The sequence below is a fragment of the Gemmatimonadota bacterium genome (assembly GCA_040388625.1).
In the GTDB taxonomy this organism is placed as follows: Bacteria; Gemmatimonadota; Gemmatimonadetes; order Gemmatimonadales; family Gemmatimonadaceae; genus Fen-1247.
Window position 1 is genome coordinate 573,896 of sequence record JAZKBK010000003.1, and the last position, 22,119, is coordinate 596,014.

The 22,119-nt window shown below is 61.4% G+C and carries 20 protein-coding genes; 9 read left to right on the forward strand and 11 right to left on the reverse strand.

What is annotated here, in order from left to right; all coding sequences use genetic code 11:
• The first annotated feature begins 8 nt into the window (after positions 1–8).
• Positions 9–1,505 carry an ATP-binding protein gene (locus V4529_08215; GenBank protein MES2358317.1) on the forward strand — a complete coding sequence of 499 codons (1,497 nt, stop codon included), beginning with the start codon at positions 9–11 and terminating at the stop codon, positions 1,503–1,505.
• A 41-nt stretch (positions 1,506–1,546) separates the two neighbouring features.
• On the opposite strand, the gene V4529_08220 is transcribed toward V4529_08215, so the two are convergent.
• From V4529_08220 to V4529_08235, 4 genes are all read right to left on the reverse strand, one after another.
• Positions 1,547–4,327, reverse strand: a complete 2,781-nt coding sequence (locus V4529_08220; GenBank protein ID MES2358318.1) for a PAS domain S-box protein — start codon at positions 4,325–4,327, stop codon at positions 1,547–1,549.
• 355 nt (positions 4,328–4,682) lie between these two features.
• A complete protein-coding gene (locus V4529_08225; GenBank protein ID MES2358319.1) occupies positions 4,683–5,267 on the reverse strand; it encodes a DUF1775 domain-containing protein in 585 nt (194 codons plus the stop codon).
• Positions 5,264–6,649 (reverse strand): copper resistance protein CopC, encoded by a 1,386-nt coding sequence (locus tag V4529_08230; GenBank protein MES2358320.1) that lies wholly within the window; start codon positions 6,647–6,649, stop codon positions 5,264–5,266. Before V4529_08230 ends, V4529_08225 begins: the two co-directional genes overlap by 4 nt.
• A 1-nt stretch (position 6,650) precedes the next feature.
• Positions 6,651–8,990, reverse strand: a complete 2,340-nt coding sequence (locus tag V4529_08235) for a TonB-dependent receptor (GenBank protein ID MES2358321.1) — start codon at positions 8,988–8,990, stop codon at positions 6,651–6,653.
• 425 nt (positions 8,991–9,415) lie between these two features.
• Between V4529_08235 and V4529_08240 the strand changes: the two genes are divergently transcribed.
• The 3 genes from V4529_08240 to V4529_08250 all read left to right on the forward strand — a co-directional run bounded on the left by V4529_08240 (position 9,416) and on the right by V4529_08250 (position 10,706).
• Positions 9,416–9,733 (forward strand): hypothetical protein, encoded by a 318-nt coding sequence (locus tag V4529_08240; GenBank protein MES2358322.1) that lies wholly within the window; start codon positions 9,416–9,418, stop codon positions 9,731–9,733.
• Between the two features lie 70 nt (positions 9,734–9,803).
• The gene (locus tag V4529_08245; protein MES2358323.1) at positions 9,804–10,424 is read left to right on the forward strand and encodes a YetF domain-containing protein; all 621 of its coding nucleotides are present in this window, start codon (positions 9,804–9,806) and stop codon (positions 10,422–10,424) included.
• Positions 10,425–10,439: 15 nt separating this feature from the next.
• Positions 10,440–10,706, forward strand: a complete 267-nt coding sequence (locus V4529_08250; protein MES2358324.1) for a hypothetical protein — start codon at positions 10,440–10,442, stop codon at positions 10,704–10,706.
• 5 nt (positions 10,707–10,711) lie between these two features.
• Here the strand turns inward: V4529_08250 and V4529_08255 are convergent, their stop codons facing one another.
• The 4 genes from V4529_08255 to V4529_08270 form a co-directional block, all read right to left on the reverse strand.
• Positions 10,712–11,953 carry an HDOD domain-containing protein gene (locus V4529_08255; protein ID MES2358325.1) on the reverse strand — a complete coding sequence of 414 codons (1,242 nt, stop codon included), beginning with the start codon at positions 11,951–11,953 and terminating at the stop codon, positions 10,712–10,714.
• Between the two features lie 121 nt (positions 11,954–12,074).
• Positions 12,075–12,386: an SWIM zinc finger family protein gene (locus tag V4529_08260; protein ID MES2358326.1), complete on the reverse strand. Its 312-nt coding sequence runs from the start codon at positions 12,384–12,386 to the stop codon at positions 12,075–12,077.
• A gap of 89 nt (positions 12,387–12,475) precedes the next feature.
• Positions 12,476–13,534 carry an anti-sigma factor gene (locus tag V4529_08265; GenBank protein ID MES2358327.1) on the reverse strand — a complete coding sequence of 353 codons (1,059 nt, stop codon included), beginning with the start codon at positions 13,532–13,534 and terminating at the stop codon, positions 12,476–12,478.
• Positions 13,531–14,139 (reverse strand): sigma-70 family RNA polymerase sigma factor, encoded by a 609-nt coding sequence (locus tag V4529_08270; GenBank protein ID MES2358328.1) that lies wholly within the window; start codon positions 14,137–14,139, stop codon positions 13,531–13,533. The genes V4529_08265 and V4529_08270 overlap by 4 nt, the downstream gene beginning before the upstream one ends.
• Before the next feature lie 182 nt (positions 14,140–14,321).
• Between V4529_08270 and V4529_08275 the strand changes: the two genes are divergently transcribed.
• Positions 14,322–14,480: a hypothetical protein gene (locus V4529_08275; protein ID MES2358329.1), complete on the forward strand. Its 159-nt coding sequence runs from the start codon at positions 14,322–14,324 to the stop codon at positions 14,478–14,480.
• A gap of 87 nt (positions 14,481–14,567) precedes the next feature.
• Entirely contained in the window at positions 14,568–15,182 is a 615-nt protein-coding gene (locus tag V4529_08280) for a hypothetical protein (protein MES2358330.1), read from the forward strand.
• Positions 15,183–15,252: 70 nt separating this feature from the next.
• Here V4529_08280 and V4529_08285 read toward each other — a convergent pair whose 3' ends face one another.
• Positions 15,253–16,575, reverse strand: coding sequence for a glutamine synthetase family protein (locus V4529_08285; GenBank protein ID MES2358331.1), 1,323 nt, complete (start codon positions 16,573–16,575; stop codon positions 15,253–15,255).
• 111 nt (positions 16,576–16,686) lie between these two features.
• Between V4529_08285 and V4529_08290 the strand changes: the two genes are divergently transcribed.
• A complete protein-coding gene (locus V4529_08290; protein ID MES2358332.1) occupies positions 16,687–18,900 on the forward strand; it encodes a glutamine synthetase III in 2,214 nt (737 codons plus the stop codon).
• A 58-nt stretch (positions 18,901–18,958) separates the two neighbouring features.
• On the opposite strand, the gene V4529_08295 is transcribed toward V4529_08290, so the two are convergent.
• Positions 18,959–20,479, reverse strand: coding sequence for a pyridoxal-dependent decarboxylase (locus V4529_08295; protein MES2358333.1), 1,521 nt, complete (start codon positions 20,477–20,479; stop codon positions 18,959–18,961).
• A gap of 148 nt (positions 20,480–20,627) precedes the next feature.
• Between V4529_08295 and V4529_08300 the strand changes: the two genes are divergently transcribed.
• A complete protein-coding gene (locus V4529_08300; GenBank protein MES2358334.1) occupies positions 20,628–21,002 on the forward strand; it encodes a metalloregulator ArsR/SmtB family transcription factor in 375 nt (124 codons plus the stop codon).
• 133 nt (positions 21,003–21,135) lie between these two features.
• A complete protein-coding gene (locus V4529_08305; GenBank protein MES2358335.1) occupies positions 21,136–21,768 on the forward strand; it encodes an ATP-dependent Clp protease proteolytic subunit in 633 nt (210 codons plus the stop codon).
• On the opposite strand, the gene V4529_08310 is transcribed toward V4529_08305, so the two are convergent.
• On the reverse strand, positions 21,758–22,093 hold the full coding sequence (locus V4529_08310; GenBank protein ID MES2358336.1) for a YidB family protein: 336 nt from the start codon (positions 22,091–22,093) through the stop codon (positions 21,758–21,760). The genes V4529_08305 and V4529_08310 overlap by 11 nt on opposite strands.
• Positions 22,094–22,119: the final 26 nt, after the last annotated feature.

Below are 22,119 nucleotides of genomic sequence, written 5' to 3' on the forward strand. Positions count from 1 at the left end.
CGTTGACCATGCAACCGCTGTCGATCCTGCTCGTTGACGATGACGAGGTGGATCGACTCGCGCTTCGTCGCGCGCTCGGCAAGGCGAACCTCGGCGAGCTCGTGATCGTCGAAGCGGAGCGGGCACGCGATGCGTTCACGCAGATCACGAGCAAGTCGTTCGATTGTGCCTTCTTCGATTTCCGTCTGCCCGATAGCGACGGTGTGGCGTTGTTGCGCAATGTGCGGACAGCGGGCGTGAATACTCCCGTCATAGTGCTGACGGGATTCGGCGATGAGCAGACGGTACTGGATGCAATGAAGGCTGGTGCCACCGATTACGTCGCCAAGTCGGCCGTATCGCCGGAACGTATCGGACAGGTAGTACGCTCAGCTGTGCGACTGGCCGCGGCGGAGCGCCACGCGGACGCGGCCCGGGCGGCACACGAGCGTTACGCGAATCAGCTGGTTGGGTTGGCTGACGCAGCAGTCGCGGTCAACCGGGCGGAGAACGTTCGTGACCTGCTCGACGCGGCCGCCATGCACGCATGCCTCATCACAGGCGCGCCGGCGGCATGTGTCACAATTGCCGGCAGCGCGATGAACGATCTTTCCGATGACGATGACGATGGCGGCTGGTATTCGGTAGACGGTGATGCGCGGCGGGACATATCCTCGCCAATAGAGGTTCCTCTCCCCGGTCGCGGCGATGAGACCATCGGCAACATCATGCTGGAGGTGTGGGCAAATCGAGGAAGCGATGCCGCGGTGGTGAATCAGCTTGCGCGTCTGGTTGGTGGCGCACTCGAGAACGTCCGCCTCTATCGCGCCGCCCAACGCGCGACTCAGGCGCGGAATGACGTGCTGGCAATCGTCTCACACGATCTACGCAATCCGCTGCACACGATCGTTCTCAGTGCATCGTACCTGGCCGATGTGTTTCTTCCGGACCTGCCGGAGGCGGCACTTCAGCAGACGCAGATCATACGGCGCGCGGTCGATCGCGCAAACCGGTTGATTCAGGACCTGCTCGACGTCTCACGAATCGAAGCGGGGGGATTCTCCGTCGTCACTGAACCGATCGCGCCCGAACTGCTGCTCGCTGACGCATTGGAAGCGATGGCGCCCACCGCTGCCGCCGCAAATGTAGAGCTCACCTGTTGCAGTGACGATGCCGATCTGCCCGACGTGATGGCAGATCGCGAGCGGCTGCAACAGGTGTTCAGTAATCTCATCGGAAACGCGGTAAAATTCACACCGGCCGGTGGAAGAATAGACGTCACGGCGAGCGCCGATGGCCCATACAATGTTCGCTTCTCCGTTCGTGACAGCGGACCGGGAGTGAGTCCGGAGAATTTGCCGCACATCTTCGACAGGTTCTGGCAGGCGACTCATGGTGTGCGTACCGGCGCGGGCCTGGGACTCGCGATCGCCCGGGGTATCGTCGAAGCCCATCATGGCACGATTCGGGCGCGTAGCGAACCGGGACAGGGCGCCGAGATCGTGTTTGATCTACCGGTGGCATGAACGACGCATAGCGTCGGCCCGCACGTACAGACGCAGCAGCGCTACGAAGCTTGTACGGTAGCTGTTGCGTTCAGTGCTTCGCGTACTTTCGCGGTGAGACCTTCCGGCGTGAATGGCTTCTGAATGAATGCACTTCCGTAATCGACCAGCCTCTGACGAAGCGACGTCTGTTCGGTATAGCCCGACATCACCAGCACCGCGACGTTGGGCTCGCGCTCCCGGATCCGCGCCGTCAGCTCGCCGCCACTCATCTCCGGCATGATCATGTCAGTCAACAGGAGGTCGATGCCGTGCCCGATCCTGTCGTGAATTGCGAGCGCCTCGCCACCATCGGCCGCTGCGTAGATGGTGTAGCCCGCACGCTCCAAAATGCGGGTCGCCGTCGTGCGCACTGCGTCATCGTCCTCGACGAGTAGAATTGTCTCTGCGCCACGCGTGACCGTGCTCACCGGTGCCGTAGCGACGTTCACCGCTGGCGCCGATTGTACAAGCGGCAGATAGACCTTGAATGTTGCGCCGATGCCCGGCTCGCTACGCACGGTGATATAGCCGCCGGACTGTGTGATGATGCCATGTGCGGTCGACAGGCCAAGTCCGGTTCCCTTTCCGTACTCCTTGGTCGTGAAGAACGGCTCGAAGATCCGCGACTGCATCGACTCCGGGATACCGCAGCCTGTATCGCTCACAGCGAGTGTCACGTAGTCACCCGGCTTGGCACCCGCGCACTCACTGCCGTCCGCGCCGTCGAGCGTGGCATCTCTGGTCTCGATGACGAGCTCGCCGCCTTCGGGCATTGCATCGCGGGCATTGACGATGAGATTCATCAGTACCTGCTCCAGCTGGCCCGGATCCGCGTTGACCCATCCAAGCGACCGATCGAGTGTCATGATCACCTTTATATCGGCCGGCAGGACGCGGCGGAGCATCTGCTCCATTCCTTCCACTACGTCGTTGAGATCGAGCACGCGAGGCTCCAGCATCTGCTGGCGACTGAACGCAAGCAGCTGACGCGTGAGCACGCCAGCACGATCGGCTGCGCTCATTATCTCCTTGATGTCGGGGCGAATCGGCTCGTCCTTGGGAAGCTCGGAGAGAAGTATCCCTGCGTATCCGGTAACGACGGTCAGAAGATTGTTGAAGTCGTGCGCGATTCCGCCGGCGAGCTGGCCGACGGCGTCCATCTTCTGAGCATGCCGCAACTGAGCCTCGAGCTTCGCACGCTCGGAAAGATCCGCGGCCAGCAACACAAAGCCGCTCGGTTCCGAATGCGCGTTTCTGACAACGCCGACCGAAAGACTCAGATCGACCAGAGAACCATCGCGGCGCATGCGCTGTGCGTGGACATCGATGAACCGCCCTTCGCGCAATGCGCGTGTGCGACTGCGCGCAATTTCCGGCAGCATCGTTTCCGACGCGAGTGGGTATGGCTTGCCGATGACTTCCTCTGCCGCCCACCCGAACAATCGCTCGGCGGCACCGTTCCACTGCAGCACCTGGAGGTTCAGATCCGTCGCAATTATCGCCACTGGCGAACTGTCGAACAGAGCTCGAATGAACTCGTTCGATGCGCGCAATGCGGTCTCCGCTTCCTTGCGCGCGTCGATGTCGCGACTTGCAGTCACGAGCTCGATCACGTTGCCCCACACCGGATCGCGTATTGCACGCCCGGTGGTTTCCAGCCAGATGGAACGACCATCGGCGTGACGCAAGCGATGCTCCACACGATACGCACCGTTCGTCACCCGCAACTGGTCGAGGATCTGATCCATCGTGGTTGGATCATCGTCGCTGCTCAACTCGGTGAGATGACGACCTTCGAGCTGGCGCGGCCGATAACCCAGAGTTTGATACACAGCGGGCGACACGTACACGATGCGTCCATCCGGAGCATGGCGCACTATGATGTCCGTCGCGTTGTCAGCCAGTAGTCGATACCGAACTTCGGATTCCGCTGTTTCCCGATGCTTGCGCTCACGCGTTGTCTGGCGGCGCGCGATCGTGATGATCGCGATCATGAAGATGATCGCCGCAGCAGTTGACAGTTCCGTAGCGAGCCTCGAGTCTACTGACGCGAATACGACGTCTGTCAGTTCTCGCCGGCGCAGCCCCCACGGCATACCGTCGATGCGCGTCGCGAATTCGACACGCGATCCAGAGACCAGGGCGGTGGTGTCCGGCTGTATCAGGAAAGACGCGCGCGCCGAACGAGGCGCCAGTGCCGCCGGCCATGCCCCCTCGAGTCTCCCACGCATCCGATCCGGAGTCAGCGTGACTTCGTAGATCGAATCGTCGATTCCGGCGACGAGAGAAGCTGCTTCGGTTGCAGTGCGGTCTGACCACGCCGAGATGTCAGTCAGCAGCGGCGCAGCATCGCTGGTGAGCACTACCGACCCGATGATCCGACCGGTGATCGGGCTCTGGCCGGTCCGTGGTGGAGCGGCAATGACGCGGTGCGCGAATGCGACCGCGAGTTTCTGCGGGGCCAGTGGGAATGGTCCGACTATCCGCCCGGAATCGGTAGCGAGCGATGCCATCGCCGCCTTTCGAACCGCGGCAGGCGGGGGTTGAGAGGAAATTGTTCCGACAACATTTCCCCGGCGGTCCAGGAGCCAGACTCCGTTGAATCCATGGAGCTGGTTGAGCGTTGTCATGCTCTGCGTCAGCCTGCTCCTGATGGAATCTGGCGACGGTACGGGATGCGTCGGCCGCGGAATACCAAACAGCTCGCTGCTCTGACCAGCCGAGATCGCCAGCAGTTTCGCATCGGCTTGGCGCGGCCGGAGCCAGTTGGATGCGTTGGCGCCGGCGAGGCGAGCGATCATGGACGACCGCGTTGCCCAGGAGTGCACGGAATCCTGACGGAGGATATGCCGGCGCAGAGCAGCAGCGGATGCGAAACTGACCGTAGTCGCCGCAATTATCGCGACGGTCCGCCATGGACGGCTACGGAATGATTCCACAAGCTGCAACTGGTCCTCAGGCATCAGATTGTCCTGGGAAATAAAAAGTGCTTGGCTCGGACTAAGACAGTCAAACGGATGCTTACGCTACGGCCGGATCTCCTTCTGAGGTCTCGGCGCCTTGCAACCAGACTTGACCGCTGCTGGTAATCGGCAGCGCAGTTTCCACTCGATCACCACATGCCCAATCTATCTCCCCTTATTCCGCCCGCCATCGCTAGACGCGATCCTTCGGCCGCAGGACCAGACCCAGGCTCACAAGGGCCAGTATCAGTGCAATCCATTGCACCCACTGCACGGAGGTTTCGGAGGTTGCTGGTGCCGACGAGGCGATCGAATCAACGGGCGCGATAGTCGTGACGGACGCCGGGGTCCTGGACCCTTTCTCACCAGTCCAATCGACGCGCTCGATGCCCGTGTAGGTCTGGTAAACCGGCCAGATCAGTTGCGTTGCCGTCTTGGGGTTCGCCGCCATGAAGGGGAACTCCACAAATCGTTGCGGCGCGAGCGTGCCTGTCCACACCGCCCCCACGATTCGTTTCGCGGAATCGGTAAGAATCTGGAGCTGCCATCCGGGAACGTCCTCGAACGCGGTGATGCGCACTCCATCGGGGAAATGGATCTCCACCCGTGTCGTGGCGACCGCCTTCTCATTCGGAACACGCAGCACGTAACGCTCGTACGCGCCGCTCGCAGATTTCTTGGGATACACGACAGCGTGCGCCAACGCGATCGACGGCGCTAGCGATGCAATCGCGCTGACCAGTATGAGTACATGAATCAAGCGACGCCGGACGTTCATTGATCGGATGAGTGAATGTGTGAAGAAGAGTGCACTACCGCGTGATGTGGAGGCGATACATACGCGAGCAATCCTCCAAGCAACACGACGATACACATCACCGCAACTTCGCTGCGTATCGCAGTGGTAAAGCGGCCGGAAATGGCGGCTCCGCTTGCCAGACGGGGCAACACCCGATACCGATGATTAGCGCCGAAGGCAAGGAGAACAAGAAGTCCCACGATCTTGGCGAGCAACACTGCGCCATACGCAGACCGGAACAGATCCCATGGCGATGACATGAACAGCAACGCTTGCAATACGCCAGAAAGGATTACCACGATTGCGGCAACAAGCGCAATCGTCGAGACACGCAACGCATCACGCATGAATGTGTCCGTCGCGTCACGATCATACGCAATGAGGTAGAGCAATGCGCCGAGCCACGCACCACCCGCCAGAAGATGCAGTGCCCTTGCAGGCTCCGTCCAGATCGGATCGATTGCAGCCGAATGACCGCTCGCACCGCTCACGATGAGCGCAGCGACCGCGAACAACAGCGCAAGCCGCTGACGCCTCGCGATCGCGACCGCCCAGAGAACGAGAATGGTGAGGCCGGTACGCCAGATCTCGATTTTTCCTATGCTGCTTGCCAGGAGCGCCGACGTCGAATCGCTGCCAAGCCGGTGATCCGGCGTCGCATTGATGATCCAGGCGCCGAAGTGCAGCGCGAGCAGTATCGCCGCAGCGATCGATAGTCGAATCGCAAGTCGTGCTGGTCTGCGCTGCACGAGCTCGGCCGCGGTACGCGGCCACGAGAGGCAGAACAGCAAACCCATGACCGCCATGAGACAGCCGAGCCCGAGCCCGCGTAGCGCGGCAGGCACTACTGGAGCTCCGATCACCGTCGGGCCCCATGTGGACGGTGCGTTCAGAGCGACGGGAGAAGCCGGCGGAGCCTGTTCAGCGGAGTTGCCTGTCCAGAAGATGATGTTCCCCTCGACTGGATGACCGTCAGCCGAAACGACTCGCCATACAAGCCGATAGGATCCCGGTGCGAGCGATTCTACCGGTGCAACTATCGCGTGCACGTCGTGCGGGTCTCCGGCAACGGCGAGCCGTGTAATGCTGCCGTCGTCTGCGACGAGCGACAGTTGCGCCAGCGTCGGCTCGATTTCCTCACTGAACAACAGACGCACGCGCGACGGGCTGACGGACAGATGAGCATTCGCGGCCGGCTCGGAGCTTACGAGTGAGGCATGCGCGTGCGCGACCGATCGCGTGGCAAACAGCATGACCAGACTACCGAAAACGACGAATGCGGCAGTCTGCACACGGGCCATGAAGCGCGCGTACGCAGCATGTCGTGGACCCGTTCGTTTGACACCGGCGACGCCTGGCATACTACAGCGAGTACTTCGCGCCTGCCACAACGGTACGCTGCGGGAATGGATGAAACAGAAAGTACTTTCGGCCGAGAAGATTATCGACTCCGACAGACGCTCCCCAGTGACGATCGATCCGGTAGTTTGCGCGCGCATCCATCACGAACCATTCGCTGAATCCCTGATACGTGTTGGGGTTGACGTCGGTGTTGTCCAGCGTTGTAAACATCTTGCCGCTGTAGCGCCCCGCAAGCGAGAAGGCGACTCGCGCGTCAGGGTGATAGGTGGTCAGGAACGTTGCGCGCCACTTTGGTATGTTCGGCAGAAACTTGCCCACCGCGGTACCCGCCGGCGCCGACGCGCTCGCACGTCCCGAGAGTGCCAGCGTACGTGCGTCGAGATATGTCACGCTTCCGGAAAGATCCAGTCCGTGAAAGAGAATCCCCGTGCTGTTACCCGTCAGCTCGACACCACGCGCCCTTACATGATCCACGTTGGAGAGAAACGAATACAAAGTCGCCGAGCTCGGCACGAGGGGAAGGAACTGCGAGATGATCGCGTCGTGCACGTCGTCCTGGAACAGCGACAGCTGCACATCTCCGCGATCGAAGGAACGCCTTGCACGCAGCTCGGCGGCAAGATCGTCATCCGGCTTCAGATCCGGATCCGGAGAGGTGAACGTCGCGCCAGTCGAGACGAGCTGATACAGCTCGGCGGGTGTTGCAAAGCGATACGCCTTCGCGACAGACGCTGTGATCTTCAAATCCGGAGCCGCATCCCACGCAAGCACCGCCTTGGGCGAGAACTTGGACGATGTGACCGTGGGCTGAACGATGCGCGTGGATCCGTTCACGTTGAAGCCGTCGTAACCGCGCCAATCCTCGTAGCGACCACCCAGGGTGAGATTCACCGTCGGGCTCACGAGCCACGCCTCCTGCGCCCATAAAGCGTAAGTGCCCGTCTTGCCGTCGCCCTCGGTGGAGACGGTAGTGAGCGGACCATTGCGCCAGTCGGGGGTGTTGAACGTCGGGTTCGCCAGTGCGTAACGATCCGCGTGCGCACCGAAGGTCACGGTATGTGTTGCACCTGGCCCACCGCGATGCCACGCACCCTTGAGATCCAGCGTGGACCAGCCCGTGCCATCCATCGCGGCGACCTTGCCAGCGGTTCCGAACGACGCACCGCCAGACACGGCCGCCGGTGTCCGCTGTCGATCCTTGTCGTACTGATACAGCGTCCCAACCGCTTCGAAGTCCCAATCGCTCTTCGTGTCGGTCCGAAGCGAGAAACTCTGCGACGTATGCGTCTGGTCGAGATCGTAGAAGCCGCTCGCGAATCCCGACTGCCCGCCAAACGTCGGTTGACCCGAGTCTGCCAGATACGTATCGACGCTCGACTTTCCGTCATTGTGCCAGAAGCCGATCGTGTACGCCGCACGAAGCACCGGCGTGATATCGTAGGCGAGCTTGATTTTCGCGTTGGTCATGCCGGTGTGAAGCAGACCCGAAGCACCGGTTACGTGGGTCGGCGCACCGAGCTTGTTCGCGCTCGCATAACCGCCAGTCGCACCAGCCGGCACGCTCGAGCTCGTAACATAGAGCAGCGGCTGACTCTGACTGTTCTCATAGCTACCGCTTGCCCAGAACGAGAATCTGCCGAACCGGTCGCCGACGGTGGCATTGGTGAGCGAGGTCCCGAAAGCTCGGTCGGTCCCATAGAGATTGTAGTGCTGCAGCGCCTGGGTCTGCTGTACCGACCCTTCGAGCGAGCTCGGCTGGCGCGTCGTGATCTCCATCACTGCACCCATCGAATTGCCCGGGTACGCTGCCGAGTAGGGCCCGTACATGATGTCGATGCGCGAAATCTCCTCGGGAGATATTAGACCCCATCGTGGTCCACCGATCGTGTTGTTGTTGGCGATCAACGCGGAAAGGGGAACGCCATCGGCGTATACGAGACTGCGCGCACTGGAGCTCACTCCCCAGACTCGTGTCCCGATGGTCGCCTGCGTATCACCGTAGTTCCGTTTGCGAATGTACAGGCTCGGCAGGTACTTAACCGCATCTTCGGGATCGACAATATTGACCGTCTCCTTGGCCTTCTGGGCCGTGATGCTCGCCGTCACTGGCAACGTGAGAAGCTGGAGTGGAGCAACGTGCGTTTCGCTACCACGCTTCGCCGTGACCTGAACGGCGCGGAGCTTCGCGGTGCTGTCGCGGGTGGTGGTGTCATGCGCTGTCTGTTGCGCAGCCGGAGTGACCTGGGCACGGAGTCGTCCCGGATGCGTCAACACGCACGCAACAGCAATCAGCAGCACCAGGTGCAGCTTGAATGTCCTACCCGACAATTTCGAAATCATTTATATGGCTCTGAAAACGGCCGGTGCCACTTGCGCGCACCTTCCGTGAATCGGTCATGGAACACGACGCCGGGCGTCAAATTGGCGCACTGGTCGTGGTCGAGTGATGTGATGTGATGATGTTCGTACGAGTGACGCGGCCGCGTTCCATTGCGCGTGCACCGTACGAGAACTACGCTGTCGAGCTGCTTGTCAGCGCGTCAGATAGAGAGCGCTACAGGGGGGCCGTTGGCGAACGGGTGCGCGTACGGCACCGTCGCAACGGGCGTGCTCACATCACACGACGGTGCGATCGTCGCGTATTCCACGGTCCTACTGCCAGCCACGTCCGCGTGCGCGGAAGCCGGCACCAACACCGGCGGCGCACAACAACAATCGCTGAGACAGGTGCAGGTTGTGCCAGACCCCTGCGACGGCGTTTCATGATGACCAGTGCGCTGGGCAGTGCCGCTCTGCGCCGTGATATCGCCAGCCATCCCCGGCATTTCGGGCATGCCAACCATCTGCGCTGCGCTGCCACCGTGCATGGCGCACGGGTGCAGCATCATGGGCTCGGTCAGTGCAACACCGAGCCAGATGCCCCACATGGCAGTAACGATGCGAATCCAGAGAGCGCGTCGCATCCTGAAACTTACAGAAGAACCTTTGCAAAAGACATCCTCGCCCGATCGGGCATGGTGCGCCCGGGGAGAATCGGTGGGGAAACCGCCGACAAAGTGGTCAGGCAATCTCTGACCGGATGATGATCTTCGGCTCCTTCGGGCGGCCCGGCCCGGGGTGAGCCAGTCGTTCCAGCCGTCGGACGGAGGTATCATGCGAATGGTAAATTCCGGGATGATCCTGAATCAGCTGTTCACCGATCTATTTATCCCGGGTGTATCGATCGCAGAGAAGGTTCTGCGCACCGTTCTGGTATACGGCTTTCTCATCATCCTGCTGAGGGTAGCCGGCAAGCGTACTCTCGGGCAGGTCACATCGTTCGATCTCGTAGTTCTGCTGTTGCTGTCGAATACCGTGCAGAACGCGATAATCGGCAACGACAACTCACTCCTTGGTGGTCTGATTGGTGCAGTTGTGCTGATCGTGGGTGACTACGTGGTTGTCAGGGCGTTGTACAATCACAGAAAGTTGGATCGCGTAATCGAAGGAGCCACGTCGGTGCTGGTTCACCACGGCAAGTTCGTGGACGCAAACATGAAGCATCAGTTGATCACGCGGGCGGAACTCGAGGCCGACATGCGCAAACAGGGCATCGCGCACATGTCAGATGTGCGCTGCGCGCGAATCGAGACTGGCGGTGCAATCACTTTCGAGCTCGAAAGCCCTACGGAGTATGAAAAGCATCTCACTGATCTCGTCACGCGACTCGAGCGAATCGAAAGCATGCTGGAAAGACTGGAAGCGTCCGGCAGTGATCAGCAGGCGGACCCGTAGCTGCACGGAGCACGAGTGAGGATCTGGCACGGACGACACGCTGCGCCGCTCGTAGCCATCTGGCTGCTCGCGTTGATCGTCGCGGCGGTCCTGTACAGGATCGAGGACATACAGCCTGCGCTGTCGGATCTCATCCGGCCAGTCTACGTCATCCTGCTTGGGCTGGCCTTGCTGGTCACCTGGAAGTGGTTCCGCGCGCGCGCAAGCGGGAAGCAGCACGATCGCAGACAGGGTGATCGCAGACATGCGGACCGGCGCGAGGACAGCGACGCCGATCCGTGATCATGCTACGCCGCTACGGCGTTCGTCACTCCGGTGAGCTGCTCGTTGACCCAGGTCAGAGATTTGGTATAGAGCCAGGCCATCTGCATCGGAAGCACTCCCAGCGATGACGCGAGCACATCAACCTGGTCCCACTCGCCACGCTGGTACGCATCGGCCAGCAACAACGGCTCGGCGTACGGACCACTTCCCTCCATTACAGCCTGGCGGATCTCGTCCGACACGCTGACGCGCGCCAGCACGTCGCGCATTGGCATGCGCAGAAGCACGTCTAGCATGGAGAACAACCCGGTCATGAACAGGGCCTGCGGATGGCGCACCTGCGGACTGGATTCCGCAATCAGCTCGCACAACCGCGCGCGCAACAGCGCCGCGTACACCAGCTGATCGGTGACGTCGTTGCCTGTCACCATCGACGAGACCATGAGCAACGCGAGCCAGCGATACAGCATCTGGCGCCCGACCATGCGGATCGCATAGCCGATCGAGTCGATTCCGCGGCCGCCAACGGAGGCTGAATTCACGATCCGCAACAACTTGTAGGTGAGCGTCGGATCGGACCGGAAGCCGCTTTCGATAGCTGCATCCGGAGTCTCGTGGTCGCGCAACATGTTGAGCAAACGCACCATCGCTGTCTGTCCTACCTCGATCTCCTTGCGCGTCACGAGCTCGGGACGGCGATAGAAGTATCCCTGAAAGAGATCGAAGCCCAGCTGCATGCACTCCTGGTGCATGTCCATGGTCTCGACGCGCTCTGCGAGAATCTGCACGTTGAACGGCCGCAAACGCCGCATCAATGCCGCGAGCTCGCCCGGCTTTCTATGCAGTACGTCGAGCTTGACGATGCCGACGGTGTGAAGCAATGCGTCGAAAGACGGATCGTCCACGTAGTCGTCGAGCGCGAGCTGGTATCCGCTCTGCGTGAGGCGCCGGCAGGCCGAGACGACTGCGGGGTCGTTTCCGACTGTTTCGAGTACTTCGATCACGACTTTCTGCGACGGGAGAAGCTCGACCTGACCATCCAGCAGGAACTCGCGCGTGCAATTCACGAACGCGCGGTGGCCGTCGGTGAGGTCGTCGAGACCGATATCGAGGAAGGAGTGAATCACGGTATCGGTGCACATCGCGTCTGCGGCGGCACCGTCCGCGATCGTGGACAGCGCCGTATTCCGGTACAGGAGTTCGTATCCGGAGAGCCGGTCGTGCCGGTCGAAAATTGGCTGGCGTGCAACAAATACGTCAATCATGGCGTGCCAACGATTAAGGGCTCCGATAATTGGTGAATCTCATCTAATTATCGGCTTCGTGGCGCACGGAGTCGCACATTATGCATCCGTTTGGCACGCCAGCCTGCACTACCGACGCCGACTAGGCGGCCGACTTCAGGGCGGCGAAGAGGCCTCCGACCGCGCGGATCACGTCTTCATTACCCTCGCGCATGAGGGCGGCGAGAATGTGCTTGCAGACCGTGTCGCGCCACAGATAATCACCGCAGTCGCAACGTGGGTGCGCCGCTGAATAGAGGTCGACCCAGTGCTCCGACTGCCCACCGACGATGCGATAACGGCCGTGTCCTACATGCTCCGCGCGCAGTCCGAGTGCCCGCTCCAGACGAACAACGTCAGCTCCCGGGCCCTCGAAATCCAGCGCCGGCAGCAACCCAATCTGATCTCGTTCCATCGCACTAACTCCTTCAATATCAATCACTTACCGAACTAGATTGATACCCGGAACATCAGATTATGTTGCCTCGAACGATCGTTCGACCGCTACCTCCCGACACCGGCAAACATGACCGGGCCGGTGGGCGCAGGCATGCCTCCGTCCGGCTCTTCGGTCACTGCGACTCGGCGCAGAGTACCGGGCGCCATCGGGTGTTTGGAAGCCACCACTGCCGAGCCGGTGGAGTCCGGCATGAAGGTGCCGAGCGAAACAGGGGTCGTAGTTCCGCGTGCAATCAGCCACACCTGGTAGACCTTCCCGCGGGCTGGTGGTTTCACGTTGGATGCGTACAGTATGAACATCTGCTTCTTCTGGTCCCAGAACATGCGGGCCATGGGCGAGGCATCGGCGTAGCTCATCAACTCGATGACGCGAGTGTGCATTCCGGTCAGTGCGGAGATGAGACTGTCCTTTTGTGCGATCGAGATTCGCAGCTGAGCGACCTGCGCCTCGAGACTGGAATCGTGCACCGCGCTCGCGGTCTGGGCACCGCCCGCCTGTGATCGGTTCCGCCAGCTGTAAATACCGAACGCCGCGATGGCCAGCGCAGCTGCGATGGCCAGGCCGCCAAATATCCGTCCCATCGGCAGGCGGCTGCGCGGCTCGAACGGAATCACGTGTAACGGAGTGTGTCGAGCCTGGGCATTTCCATGCGATGCCGGCGGCGCCTGGTGGCGCGAGGGCGATGACGACGCAGGTCTAGTCGGCCTGACCGTGCTGGCCGCCTGCTGAGCGCTCTCTACCGAGGCCTCGGACGACTGCGTCTTGCGCCCGATATTGGTTGCGGCCGCGCGTGCGACGAGCCGCGAACGAATCCCTGCCGAGCGGCCGCGATTCATTTGTTGCATGGGCGAGAGCCGCGCGAGCTCGGCGACTACTGCTTCCATGGCGGCCAGCTCTGCGGAGACAGCCGGATCTACCGAGGCGGCGGTGTAGAGATCTGCTTCTTCGCGCGGCCCGAGCGCGCCGAGCGCGGCACCGGCGACGTCGAACGCGGGCTCCGACTCGTTGGGCGGAGTCGGAGACACGGGATGCGCGACCTCGTTGCCGGCGTTTGCATCCTGCGGGGGCGGGGACGCGTTATTCGGCTCGTTTACGTCGCTCATGCTCTGCTCTCCCGCAGGCCCATCAACTTGTCCCGCAATTTCTGCATGCCGAGCCGCATTCTGGTCTTGATGGTGCCGAGCGGCTCGCCGAGGAATTCGGCGATTTCGGATTGGCTGAAGCCGCGGAAGTAAGCCAGGTCGAGTGCGCGGCGCTGGTCTTCGGGAAGCTCCTGCAGCGCTGCGTGTATCAGAATCCTGCGCTCGTTGCTTTCGACGTCCTGTGAGGGATCTGGAGCGGGGTCGCGAAGAATGCTCAGATCGGCGGTGATGTCCTCGCGGTTGCGCTTGCGACTACGGAGCCGATCGAGCGCGCGACTGCGTGCGATGGTCAGAATCCACGTTCGCACAGTACCACGCGAAGCGTCGTATGACGAAGCACGCTGCCACACCTGCCAGAATGTTTCCTCCACGACGTCCTCCGCACCATCAGCGTCCTTGAGGAGATGAGCAACCATCGAGTAGACTGTCTGCGCCCAGCCATCGTACAGGGCTGCCAGAGCTGATTCATCGCCTCCCGCTATCCGCCGGACGAGGGACAAATCGTCGCTGGGCGTAGCGATGGCTGGTCGTGTGGTGTACGCCGGATCCTGCCGCGACGGATTCATTGCGAGGGAATCTATCCCGCCACGCCCGGGTGGGCCATGCGGCGGAGCGTGCGGATTCACCGCGACGGAGCGCGTTACGAAGGGAATCCGTTCGCGTCCCTATAAAGGAAGATGCCGAGCGAGCGGCCCCGGGACGATGTTACGACGTCGACGATCGCCGCTCAAAATGGAGAACAGGTGGCATGGCAAAGATCCTTGGTATGACAGGCTCGTTCGTTTGCAGCTCGGTAGGATGGTGGCTTGGCGCGTTCGTCGGCACGATGACAGCGTGCATGCTGTCGATCGTTGGCGTCGGCGTGGGGATGTATATCGGCCGCCGGATAGCGAACGATTTCTTCTAGTATCTCATACAGTGATCCTGCAGTAATTCGATCCAGCGAGCGCCAAGGAGATTGCCCGCATCGCGTTGACTCATGCAAGGTTTGAGCATGATGAAAAGACGATCGTTGGTGCGAGTGTTGTGCGGCTGTGTGATCGCCGTTTCGTCCGGTGGCGCCGCCGCGCCTGGCAGCACGCTGCTTCTGGCGCAGGGCTCGACATCCACAAAGGGCCTGGTAAATGTGACGGGGGAGTTTCGCGAGGACGGATCGTGTCAGGTCTTCGCGGACGGCAGGCCAGTTTTCAATCCATCTGACAGTGCGCAGACGACGTACATTCACGACGCGACGATGAATCTTGCGCCGCGCGGATTCGATGCGCATGAATTGTGGTGTGCGCCAAGCGGCCCTCGGCAGCCCACCATACCTCCGATCGATCTCGAGGCACGCTCGTTCGTGGTTCTACTTTACGCGCCGAGCGGACAGCTGGCGCAGCCTCGGACGTATGACGTGCGATCCGGCATACCTACGTCGGAGGCCGCGAATCGTCTCGTCGGTGCAGGGTTGTTCGGAATGAGTCCTCAGGTGACAGTCGACTCGTTGCCAATCCAGATCGGGCTGGTATATCTGATGGGAATTCGGGGGACGGTGGACATAATCCGTGTCGACGCCAACAGGGTGGTGGCGAAGTTCGCATTCGGTGCCCAACCGGCGCGATCACTATGAGCGCGGTGTAGCAGTGAGATGACGCGCCGGTGTCCGGGCCTGTGACGCCAGACGCCGGATGCGACCGCGATCAGTATTTCGCGAGGTAATTGTCCAGCTCCCACTTGCTCACCTGCATCATGTACTCGCGCCACTCCTCGCGTTTTGCGGCGAGGAAGTGGCGTGTGACGTGCGGGCCGAGCGCGTCACGGATGACGTCATCCTTCTCGAGCTCGTCGCAGGCTTCGTTGAGATCGTGAGGAAGGTCGTCGATGCGCAGACGCCTGCGCTCGCGGTGTGACATCTCCCAGATGTTCTCGTTGACAGGCTCGCGGTAATCGGCGCGCGTTTCGATGCCGTCAAGGCCGGCGGCGAGCATCACAGCGAGAGCGAGATACGGATTGGCCGAAGGATCTGGCGCGCGGTGCTCGACGCGCGTGCCGATCTTGCGACGCGCGGGAATGCGCAGCATCGGAGATCGATTGCGCATCGACCATGCGACATTGGCCGGCGCTTCGTATCCGGTGAGGAGCCGCTTGTAGGAGTTTACGAGCGGGTTTGTTATCGCGGTGCACGCACGCGCGTGCTTGAGCAGACCACCGATGTAATGAAGGGCGGTCTCGCTGAGCTCGTACAGGCCGGCTGCATCATAGAATGCGTTGTCGTTGCCGCGGAACAGCGACTGGTGCGTGTGCATGCCGCTGCCGCTCTGACCGAAGATCGGCTTGGGCATGAACGAGGCGACGAGGCCGAACTGCTGGGCCACGTATTTGACGACAAACCGGAAGGTCGTGATGTTGTCGGCGGTGCGCAGAGCATCGGCGTAGCGAAAGTCGATCTCATGCTGACCGTGCGCCACCTCGTGATGCGCGGCCTCGACTTCGAAGCCCATCTTTTCCAGTGCAACGACGATCGCTCTGCGCGCGTCCTCGCCCAGGTCGGATGGAGCGAGGTCGAAGTAGCTCCCGACGTCGTGGGTGGTGGTGGAGACGTTACCACCGGCACCTGGCCGGAACATGAAGAATTCGGCCTCCATACCGGCATTCATCCGGAAGCCCATGGCCTCCGCCCTGGCGACGGCTCGCTTGAGAACCCAGCGAGGATCCCCCTCGAAGTGATCGCCATCGGGGGTATGCACGTCGCAGATGACGCGGGCGACCCGGGCATCGGGGTCCCCCCACGGATAGACCTGGAAGGTGGAGAGGTCCGGGACCAGGAGCATGTCGGACTCCTCGACGCGTACGAACCCTTCTATTGAAGAGCCGTCGAACATGATATCGCCGTCCAGGGCCTTCTCGATCTGGGAGGAGGGGATTTCGACGTTCTTGTTGATGCCCAGGATATCGGTGAACTGGAGCCTGAGGAATCGGACACCTTGTTTCTTTGTGATGTCCAAAATTTCCTGTTTTTGCATTATTTAGCCCGGTTTGCTTGCGATTGACGACCTAAATATGCAGATTGCTACCCTGCTTGTGCAAGTTTAGCAAATTCCTCATAACACCAGGCCTAGCCGCCGCCTCCAAAAATGCCTACCGCCCGCCAGTTAGCTGTCCAGGACATCTCCGCCCGCATCACCGACGAATCATCGACGCCGGTGCCCCTCCGCACGTCCGAGTACTTCGGCGTCAATACCTTCGGCGCGCGCCAGATGCGCGAGAAGCTGCCAAAGGAGATCTACGTCAAGCTCCTCTCGGCGGTCCGCCAGGGAAAGAAACTCGACCGTGACATCGCGCCGACAGTCGCGCAGGTGATCAAGGATTGGGCTGTCTCGCGAGGAGTGACTCACTTCACCCACTGGTTCCAGCCCCAGACCGGACTGACAGCGGAAAAGCACGACGCATTCCTCACCTTCGACGACGAGTTGGAGCCGATGGAATCGTTCTCAGCGGCGCAGCTCATTCAGAGCGAGCCGGACGCATCGAGCTTTCCGTCGGGCGGATTGCGCGCAACGTGGGAAGCGCGCGGTTACACGGCATGGAATCCTGCAAGCCCGGTGTTCATCGTCGAGAGTGCCGGGGCGCGCACGCTCTGCGTTCCATCGGTGTTCATCGGCTATAACGGCGAGGCGCTCGATGAGATGACGCCGCTGCTGCGCAGCTCCGACGTGCTGTCACAGAAGGCGACCGAGCTGCTCGAGCTGATGGGCGACCGCGGCGTACGGCGAGTCTACACGACACTCGGCGCGGAGCAGGAATATTTCCTGATCGATCGCACCCTGTTTGCGATGCGTCCGGATCTCGTGATGGCTGGCCGCACGCTCATCGGCGCTGCACCATCACGCGGGCAGCAGCTGGAGGATCACTACTTCGGCGGAATTCCTGAGCGCGTGCAGGCGTGCATCGCAGAAGTGGAACACGAGCTGTACAAGCTGAGCGTGCCTATCGTCACGCGGCACAACGAAGTTGCGCCGTGCCAGTTCGAGATGGCGCCGATGTTCGAGGAAACCGACATCGCGGTGGACCACAATCAGATAGTGATGGCGACGCTGCGGCGCATCTCACTGCGTCACGGGCTGCAGGCGTTGCTCGCTGAGAAGCCATTTGCTGGTGTGAACGGAAGCGGCAAGCACTGCAACTGGTCGATGGCTGTGCGCTCGGACGATCCGGCAGTCGATGGGGTCAATCTTCTGAAGCCAGGGAAGACGCCGCATCAGAACATCCGCTTCCTTCTCTTCCTCGCGGCAGTGCTGCAGGGCGTGAACAAACACGCAGGGCTTCTGCGCGCGGCGATCGCGACGTCCGGCAACGAGCACAGACTCGGTGCGAACGAGGCGCCGCCGGCCATCATCTCCGTATTCATGGGATCGATGCTCACGCGCGTGATCGACGAGATCATCGAGGGCAAGAGCACCAAGAGCGCTGATCAGCAGATGATCGGACTCGGCGTCGCCAAGCTGCCGGAGATCGAGAAGGACAACACCGATCGCAATCGCACCTCACCGTTCGCATTCACGGGCCAGAAGTTCGAGTTCCGCGCGGTCGGCTCGAGTCAGAGCATCGCCTTCCCGATCGTTCTCTTGAACGCAGCGGTCGCAGAGGCCATCTCGGATATCACGGAGGAACTTCGTGAGGAGCTGAAGGACGGCAAGCGTGACTCCAAGTCGATCGACGACGCCGCGCTCAAGGTCGTGCGCAAGTCGTTCAAGGCGAGCACGCCCGTCCGGTTCGAGGGAAACAACTACTCCACCGAGTGGGTGAAGGAAGCGGAGAAGCGCGGACTGCTGAATCTGCGCCGGACTCCGGAAGCGTTGCAGCAGCTCGAGACCAAACAATCACGCAAGACCCTCACTTCGCTCGGAATCTTCACGAACGAGGAGCTCGATTCGCGTTATCACGTCCGGCTCGAGCGCTACACCAAGGACATGTTGATCGAGCTCCATACGCTTCGCGAGATGGTCGACACATGTGTCATCCCGGCGGTACTTGGCTACGCCGGATCGCTCGCCAACGCGGCGGCGCAGGCGAAGGCCGCCGGAATCGCGGTCATCCCGCAGATCGGAATCGCCAACAAGGTCGGCGCAAAGATCGAGGAGCTGCTCAAGCGACACGACAATCTTGTAGGCGTGATTGCGAAGGCTGAATCGATGCACGACGATCCGGGTGCGCAGGCAAAGCTGCTCACGAGCAAGGGCGCAGAAGCGATGGAAGCCGTGCGCGAGAAGTGCGACGAGCTGGAGCTCATGGTGTGCGACAGTGATTGGCCGCTGCCGAAGTACCGCGAGATGCTGTTCCCGGTCTGATTACCGGTGATGCTGGGGAACCGGGGAGACGATGCTGTCCATTGTCTCCCCGGTTTTTTCATGTGGAGAGCGACCCCGGCTTCATCTCGGCCGTTACTTCCCTTCCGAACCGTAGCACGCCGTCGATCAGTACATCGATATCGGACATGCGTGCGCGGTGGTTCACGTTCGCAATCCGAATCGCGAATTTGCCATCGATGATCGTGCTGGATGGAACGGCGAGCCCGCATTCCTGAATGCGAAGCAGCACCTCGGTATTGATTGCATCGAGCATGTCTTCGGAGATGCCAGCCGGTGCGTAGCGGAGGCACGCGATGTTGAGTGGCGCGGGCGCGAGCAGCTCGAGATCCGGGTGCGCTTCGACACGCCCGGTGAGATATCTGATCTGCGCGACGTTCTGCTCGACCATGCGCACGAGCTTGTCGACGCCATCGGCCTTGAGCGACAACCAGGCCTTGAGCGCCTTGAAGCCGCGCGTGAGATCGATGCCGCGATCGGCAAACGGCAGACCGCCGGCAATGACGCCTCGCGTCGCGGCGGCCAGATAGCTGGCTGGTGCCGCGTACGTTGCCACGTGCACTTCCGGATCACGCACGAGCACGCAGGCGCACTCGAACGGCAGATCGCCCCACTTGTGCAGATCGAAGCCGAGTGAATCGGCACGCTCGAGGCCTGCAACTTGTGGGCGCAGTTCATCCGACAGGTAGGCGAGTGCGCCGAATGCGCCGTCGACGTGGAACCACAGATTCTCGCGCCGACAAAATTCGGCGATCGCAGTGAGATCGTCTGATGCTCCCGTGTTCACCGTGCCAGCCGTGCCGACGACGCAGAACGGTATCATTCCAGCGGCGCGATCCGCCGCAACCATTTCGGCGAGCGCCGCCATTTCGATTCGGTAATTCGAGTCCACGGGCACACGCCGGAACGCTCTGTCGCCCAGGCCCATGAATTCGGTGGCCTTGCGCGCCCAGCCGTGAGTCTCGGAAGATCCGTAGAACACGAATGGACCGCGCTGTGGCGCGTCCGGCCATTGTTGTACACCGTCCTCGCGCACGTCGATGCCCAGCTCGCGCGCTTTCGCAAAGCGCGCAACGCCGAGTGCGAGTGTGCTTGCCATGGTGCCACCGGTAACGAGAACTCCACTTCCGCCTGGCATTCCGAGCAGTTCAGCCAGCCAGTCTATCAACTGTTGCTCCACCAGCGCCGGCGCCTGATTGAAACCAGCCATGTGCGGATTCAGTCCGGAGGCGAGCATGTCGGCCATCATGCCGAGCGGCGTTCCGTTTCCCTTCACCCAACCAAAGAATCGCGGGTGCAGATTGCCGTCGGGATACGGGAGCACGTTCTGAACGAAATGGCGATACGCCGCTTCCGCACCGACACCAGTGCGAGGGACCGGCTCCGCGAGTGCCTCTCGGACCGATGCCGGCATCTCACGCCATGCGGGTTGCTCGCGCAGGCTCTCCAGATGAGTGAGCATGTCGTCCACCATGCGGTGCGACAGCGCGCGAAATTTTTCCCATTCTTCTGGTGAAGCCGGGTCGAAGGTTTCTTCAGGCGGATTGTTGGGGGACGTCATCTCGTATTGGTTCAGATCTGCATCGCAAGCGACGCGCGATGCCTGAAAGAACATAGCGGGCGGAGGGTAAAATTCGCCAATGCTGTCCGGCGGGGCATTTAGCCGACGGGACTGGATATTGCGTAACCATCTTGTTACATATCTCTGCATGCCTCGTGTCATTCCCCGGACAGACCCGTTCCACGCGGTCGCAGATCCAACGCGGAGGGCGATCCTGGACCGCCTGCGGCGCGGTGCCGCGCCTGCGAGCGAGATCGCGGCCGGTTTCAGGATAAGCCGCCCCGCAGTATCGCGACATCTGCGGGTATTGCGCGATGCGCGGCTGGTGCGGGAGCAGCGCCGCGGCGGAGTCGATGGGCGACAGCGCGTCTACGAGCTCACGCCGGTCCCGCTCACCGACGTTGCGAAGTGGATTGCCGGCTACCAGAAGTTCTGGCCATCCAACCTCGCGAATCTCAAACGGCATGTCGAGGGTAGCACGGATTGGACCTTCGATCGCCCACCGGAAAAGCCTCAGTCATGAACGACGCAGCGACCCTGGCGCTCGCAGGAGCTCCGCACGTCGAGAAGGACGACGCACGCGCTAGCGGCGCGTGCCCATCTGCGCCTCGTAGCATCTGTCACGCACGATCGATCAACACACAACTCATAGAGTGATGCCGACCCTCTACACACCTTACGTCACCGAGCGCTCGTCTCGCGGAGAACACACATACGATGTGTTTTCGCGACTCCTCATGGATCGCATCGTCTTCCTGGGGACACCGGTCACCGACGACGTCGCGAACGTCATCATAGCGCAGCTGCTCTTCCTGGAAGCGGACAATGCGGAGCGGGACGTACATCTCTACATCAATTCGCCCGGCGGATCGGTATCAGCCGGACTCGCGATCTACGACACCATGCAATTCATGAAGGCGCCCGTGAACACGATCTGCATGGGATTCGCGGCGAGCATCAGCTGCTTTCTGCTCGCTGGCGGACGCGCCGGCAAACGATCGGCGCTACCGCACTCGCGCATCATGCAGCACCAGCCGTCACAGACTGGTGGTGGCGGCACCGCATCGGATGTCGAGATCCAGGCGCGCGAGATCGTGTTCCTGCGCCGCAAGGTGAACGAGCTCATGGCGAAGCATACCGGGCGTCCGGTGGAGCAGATCGAGCACGACTTCGATCGCGACAACTACATGTCCGCCGAACAGGCAAAGGAATACGGCATCATCGACCACGTTGTGACGCACAAGGGCGAGGTCATCGAAGCGAGTCGAGAGCCGGCGACTACGGTGTAGCCGGCACTTTCCCGTTCGGTGTCAGCTTGTCGATGGCCCCCGGAAGCACCTGAGCCAGCTTGGCGGAGAGCTCTTCCGGGGGGATGCCGAACTTTGCCGCAAGTTGCGTCATGGCATCCGAACCCAGCGCCGCGTGGAGCTGGTCTCCGGTTATCGGCTCGTTCGTTCCGGTGCCGACCCACGACTTCACGGTATTGCCCAGCCCCTGCGACTCCAGCTGGCTGACGATCCCCTGCACGCCGCCGTGCTTCTCGATCAGGCCGTTGACGACAGTTGCCATCTCGGCGCCGACGACGCCACCCAGTAATCCGTCGAACATTCCCATGGTTTCTCCCGGTTCGGAGGTGGTCC

Coding starts and splice junctions, on each gene's coding strand:
- V4529_08215 (MES2358317.1), top strand. CDS start 9: ATGCAACCGCTGTCGATCCTGCTCGTTGACGATGACGAGGTGGATCGA.
- V4529_08220 (MES2358318.1), bottom strand. CDS start 4,327: ATGATCGCTCGCCTCGCCGGCGCCAACGCATCCAACTGGCTCCGGCCG.
- V4529_08225 (MES2358319.1), bottom strand. CDS start 5,267: ATGAACGTCCGGCGTCGCTTGATTCATGTACTCATACTGGTCAGCGCG.
- V4529_08230 (MES2358320.1), bottom strand. CDS start 6,649: ATGCCAGGCGTCGCCGGTGTCAAACGAACGGGTCCACGACATGCTGCG.
- V4529_08235 (MES2358321.1), bottom strand. CDS start 8,990: ATGATTTCGAAATTGTCGGGTAGGACATTCAAGCTGCACCTGGTGCTG.
- V4529_08240 (MES2358322.1), top strand. CDS start 9,416: ATGACCAGTGCGCTGGGCAGTGCCGCTCTGCGCCGTGATATCGCCAGC.
- V4529_08245 (MES2358323.1), top strand. CDS start 9,804: ATGCGAATGGTAAATTCCGGGATGATCCTGAATCAGCTGTTCACCGAT.
- V4529_08255 (MES2358325.1), bottom strand. CDS start 11,953: ATGATTGACGTATTTGTTGCACGCCAGCCAATTTTCGACCGGCACGAC.
- V4529_08260 (MES2358326.1), bottom strand. CDS start 12,386: ATGGAACGAGATCAGATTGGGTTGCTGCCGGCGCTGGATTTCGAGGGC.
- V4529_08265 (MES2358327.1), bottom strand. CDS start 13,534: ATGAGCGACGTAAACGAGCCGAATAACGCGTCCCCGCCCCCGCAGGAT.
- V4529_08270 (MES2358328.1), bottom strand. CDS start 14,139: ATGAATCCGTCGCGGCAGGATCCGGCGTACACCACACGACCAGCCATC.
- V4529_08275 (MES2358329.1), top strand. CDS start 14,322: ATGGCAAAGATCCTTGGTATGACAGGCTCGTTCGTTTGCAGCTCGGTA.
- V4529_08280 (MES2358330.1), top strand. CDS start 14,568: ATGATGAAAAGACGATCGTTGGTGCGAGTGTTGTGCGGCTGTGTGATC.
- V4529_08285 (MES2358331.1), bottom strand. CDS start 16,575: ATGCAAAAACAGGAAATTTTGGACATCACAAAGAAACAAGGTGTCCGA.
- V4529_08290 (MES2358332.1), top strand. CDS start 16,687: ATGCCTACCGCCCGCCAGTTAGCTGTCCAGGACATCTCCGCCCGCATC.
- V4529_08295 (MES2358333.1), bottom strand. CDS start 20,479: ATGACGTCCCCCAACAATCCGCCTGAAGAAACCTTCGACCCGGCTTCA.
- V4529_08300 (MES2358334.1), top strand. CDS start 20,628: ATGCCTCGTGTCATTCCCCGGACAGACCCGTTCCACGCGGTCGCAGAT.
- V4529_08305 (MES2358335.1), top strand. CDS start 21,136: ATGCCGACCCTCTACACACCTTACGTCACCGAGCGCTCGTCTCGCGGA.
- V4529_08310 (MES2358336.1), bottom strand. CDS start 22,093: ATGGGAATGTTCGACGGATTACTGGGTGGCGTCGTCGGCGCCGAGATG.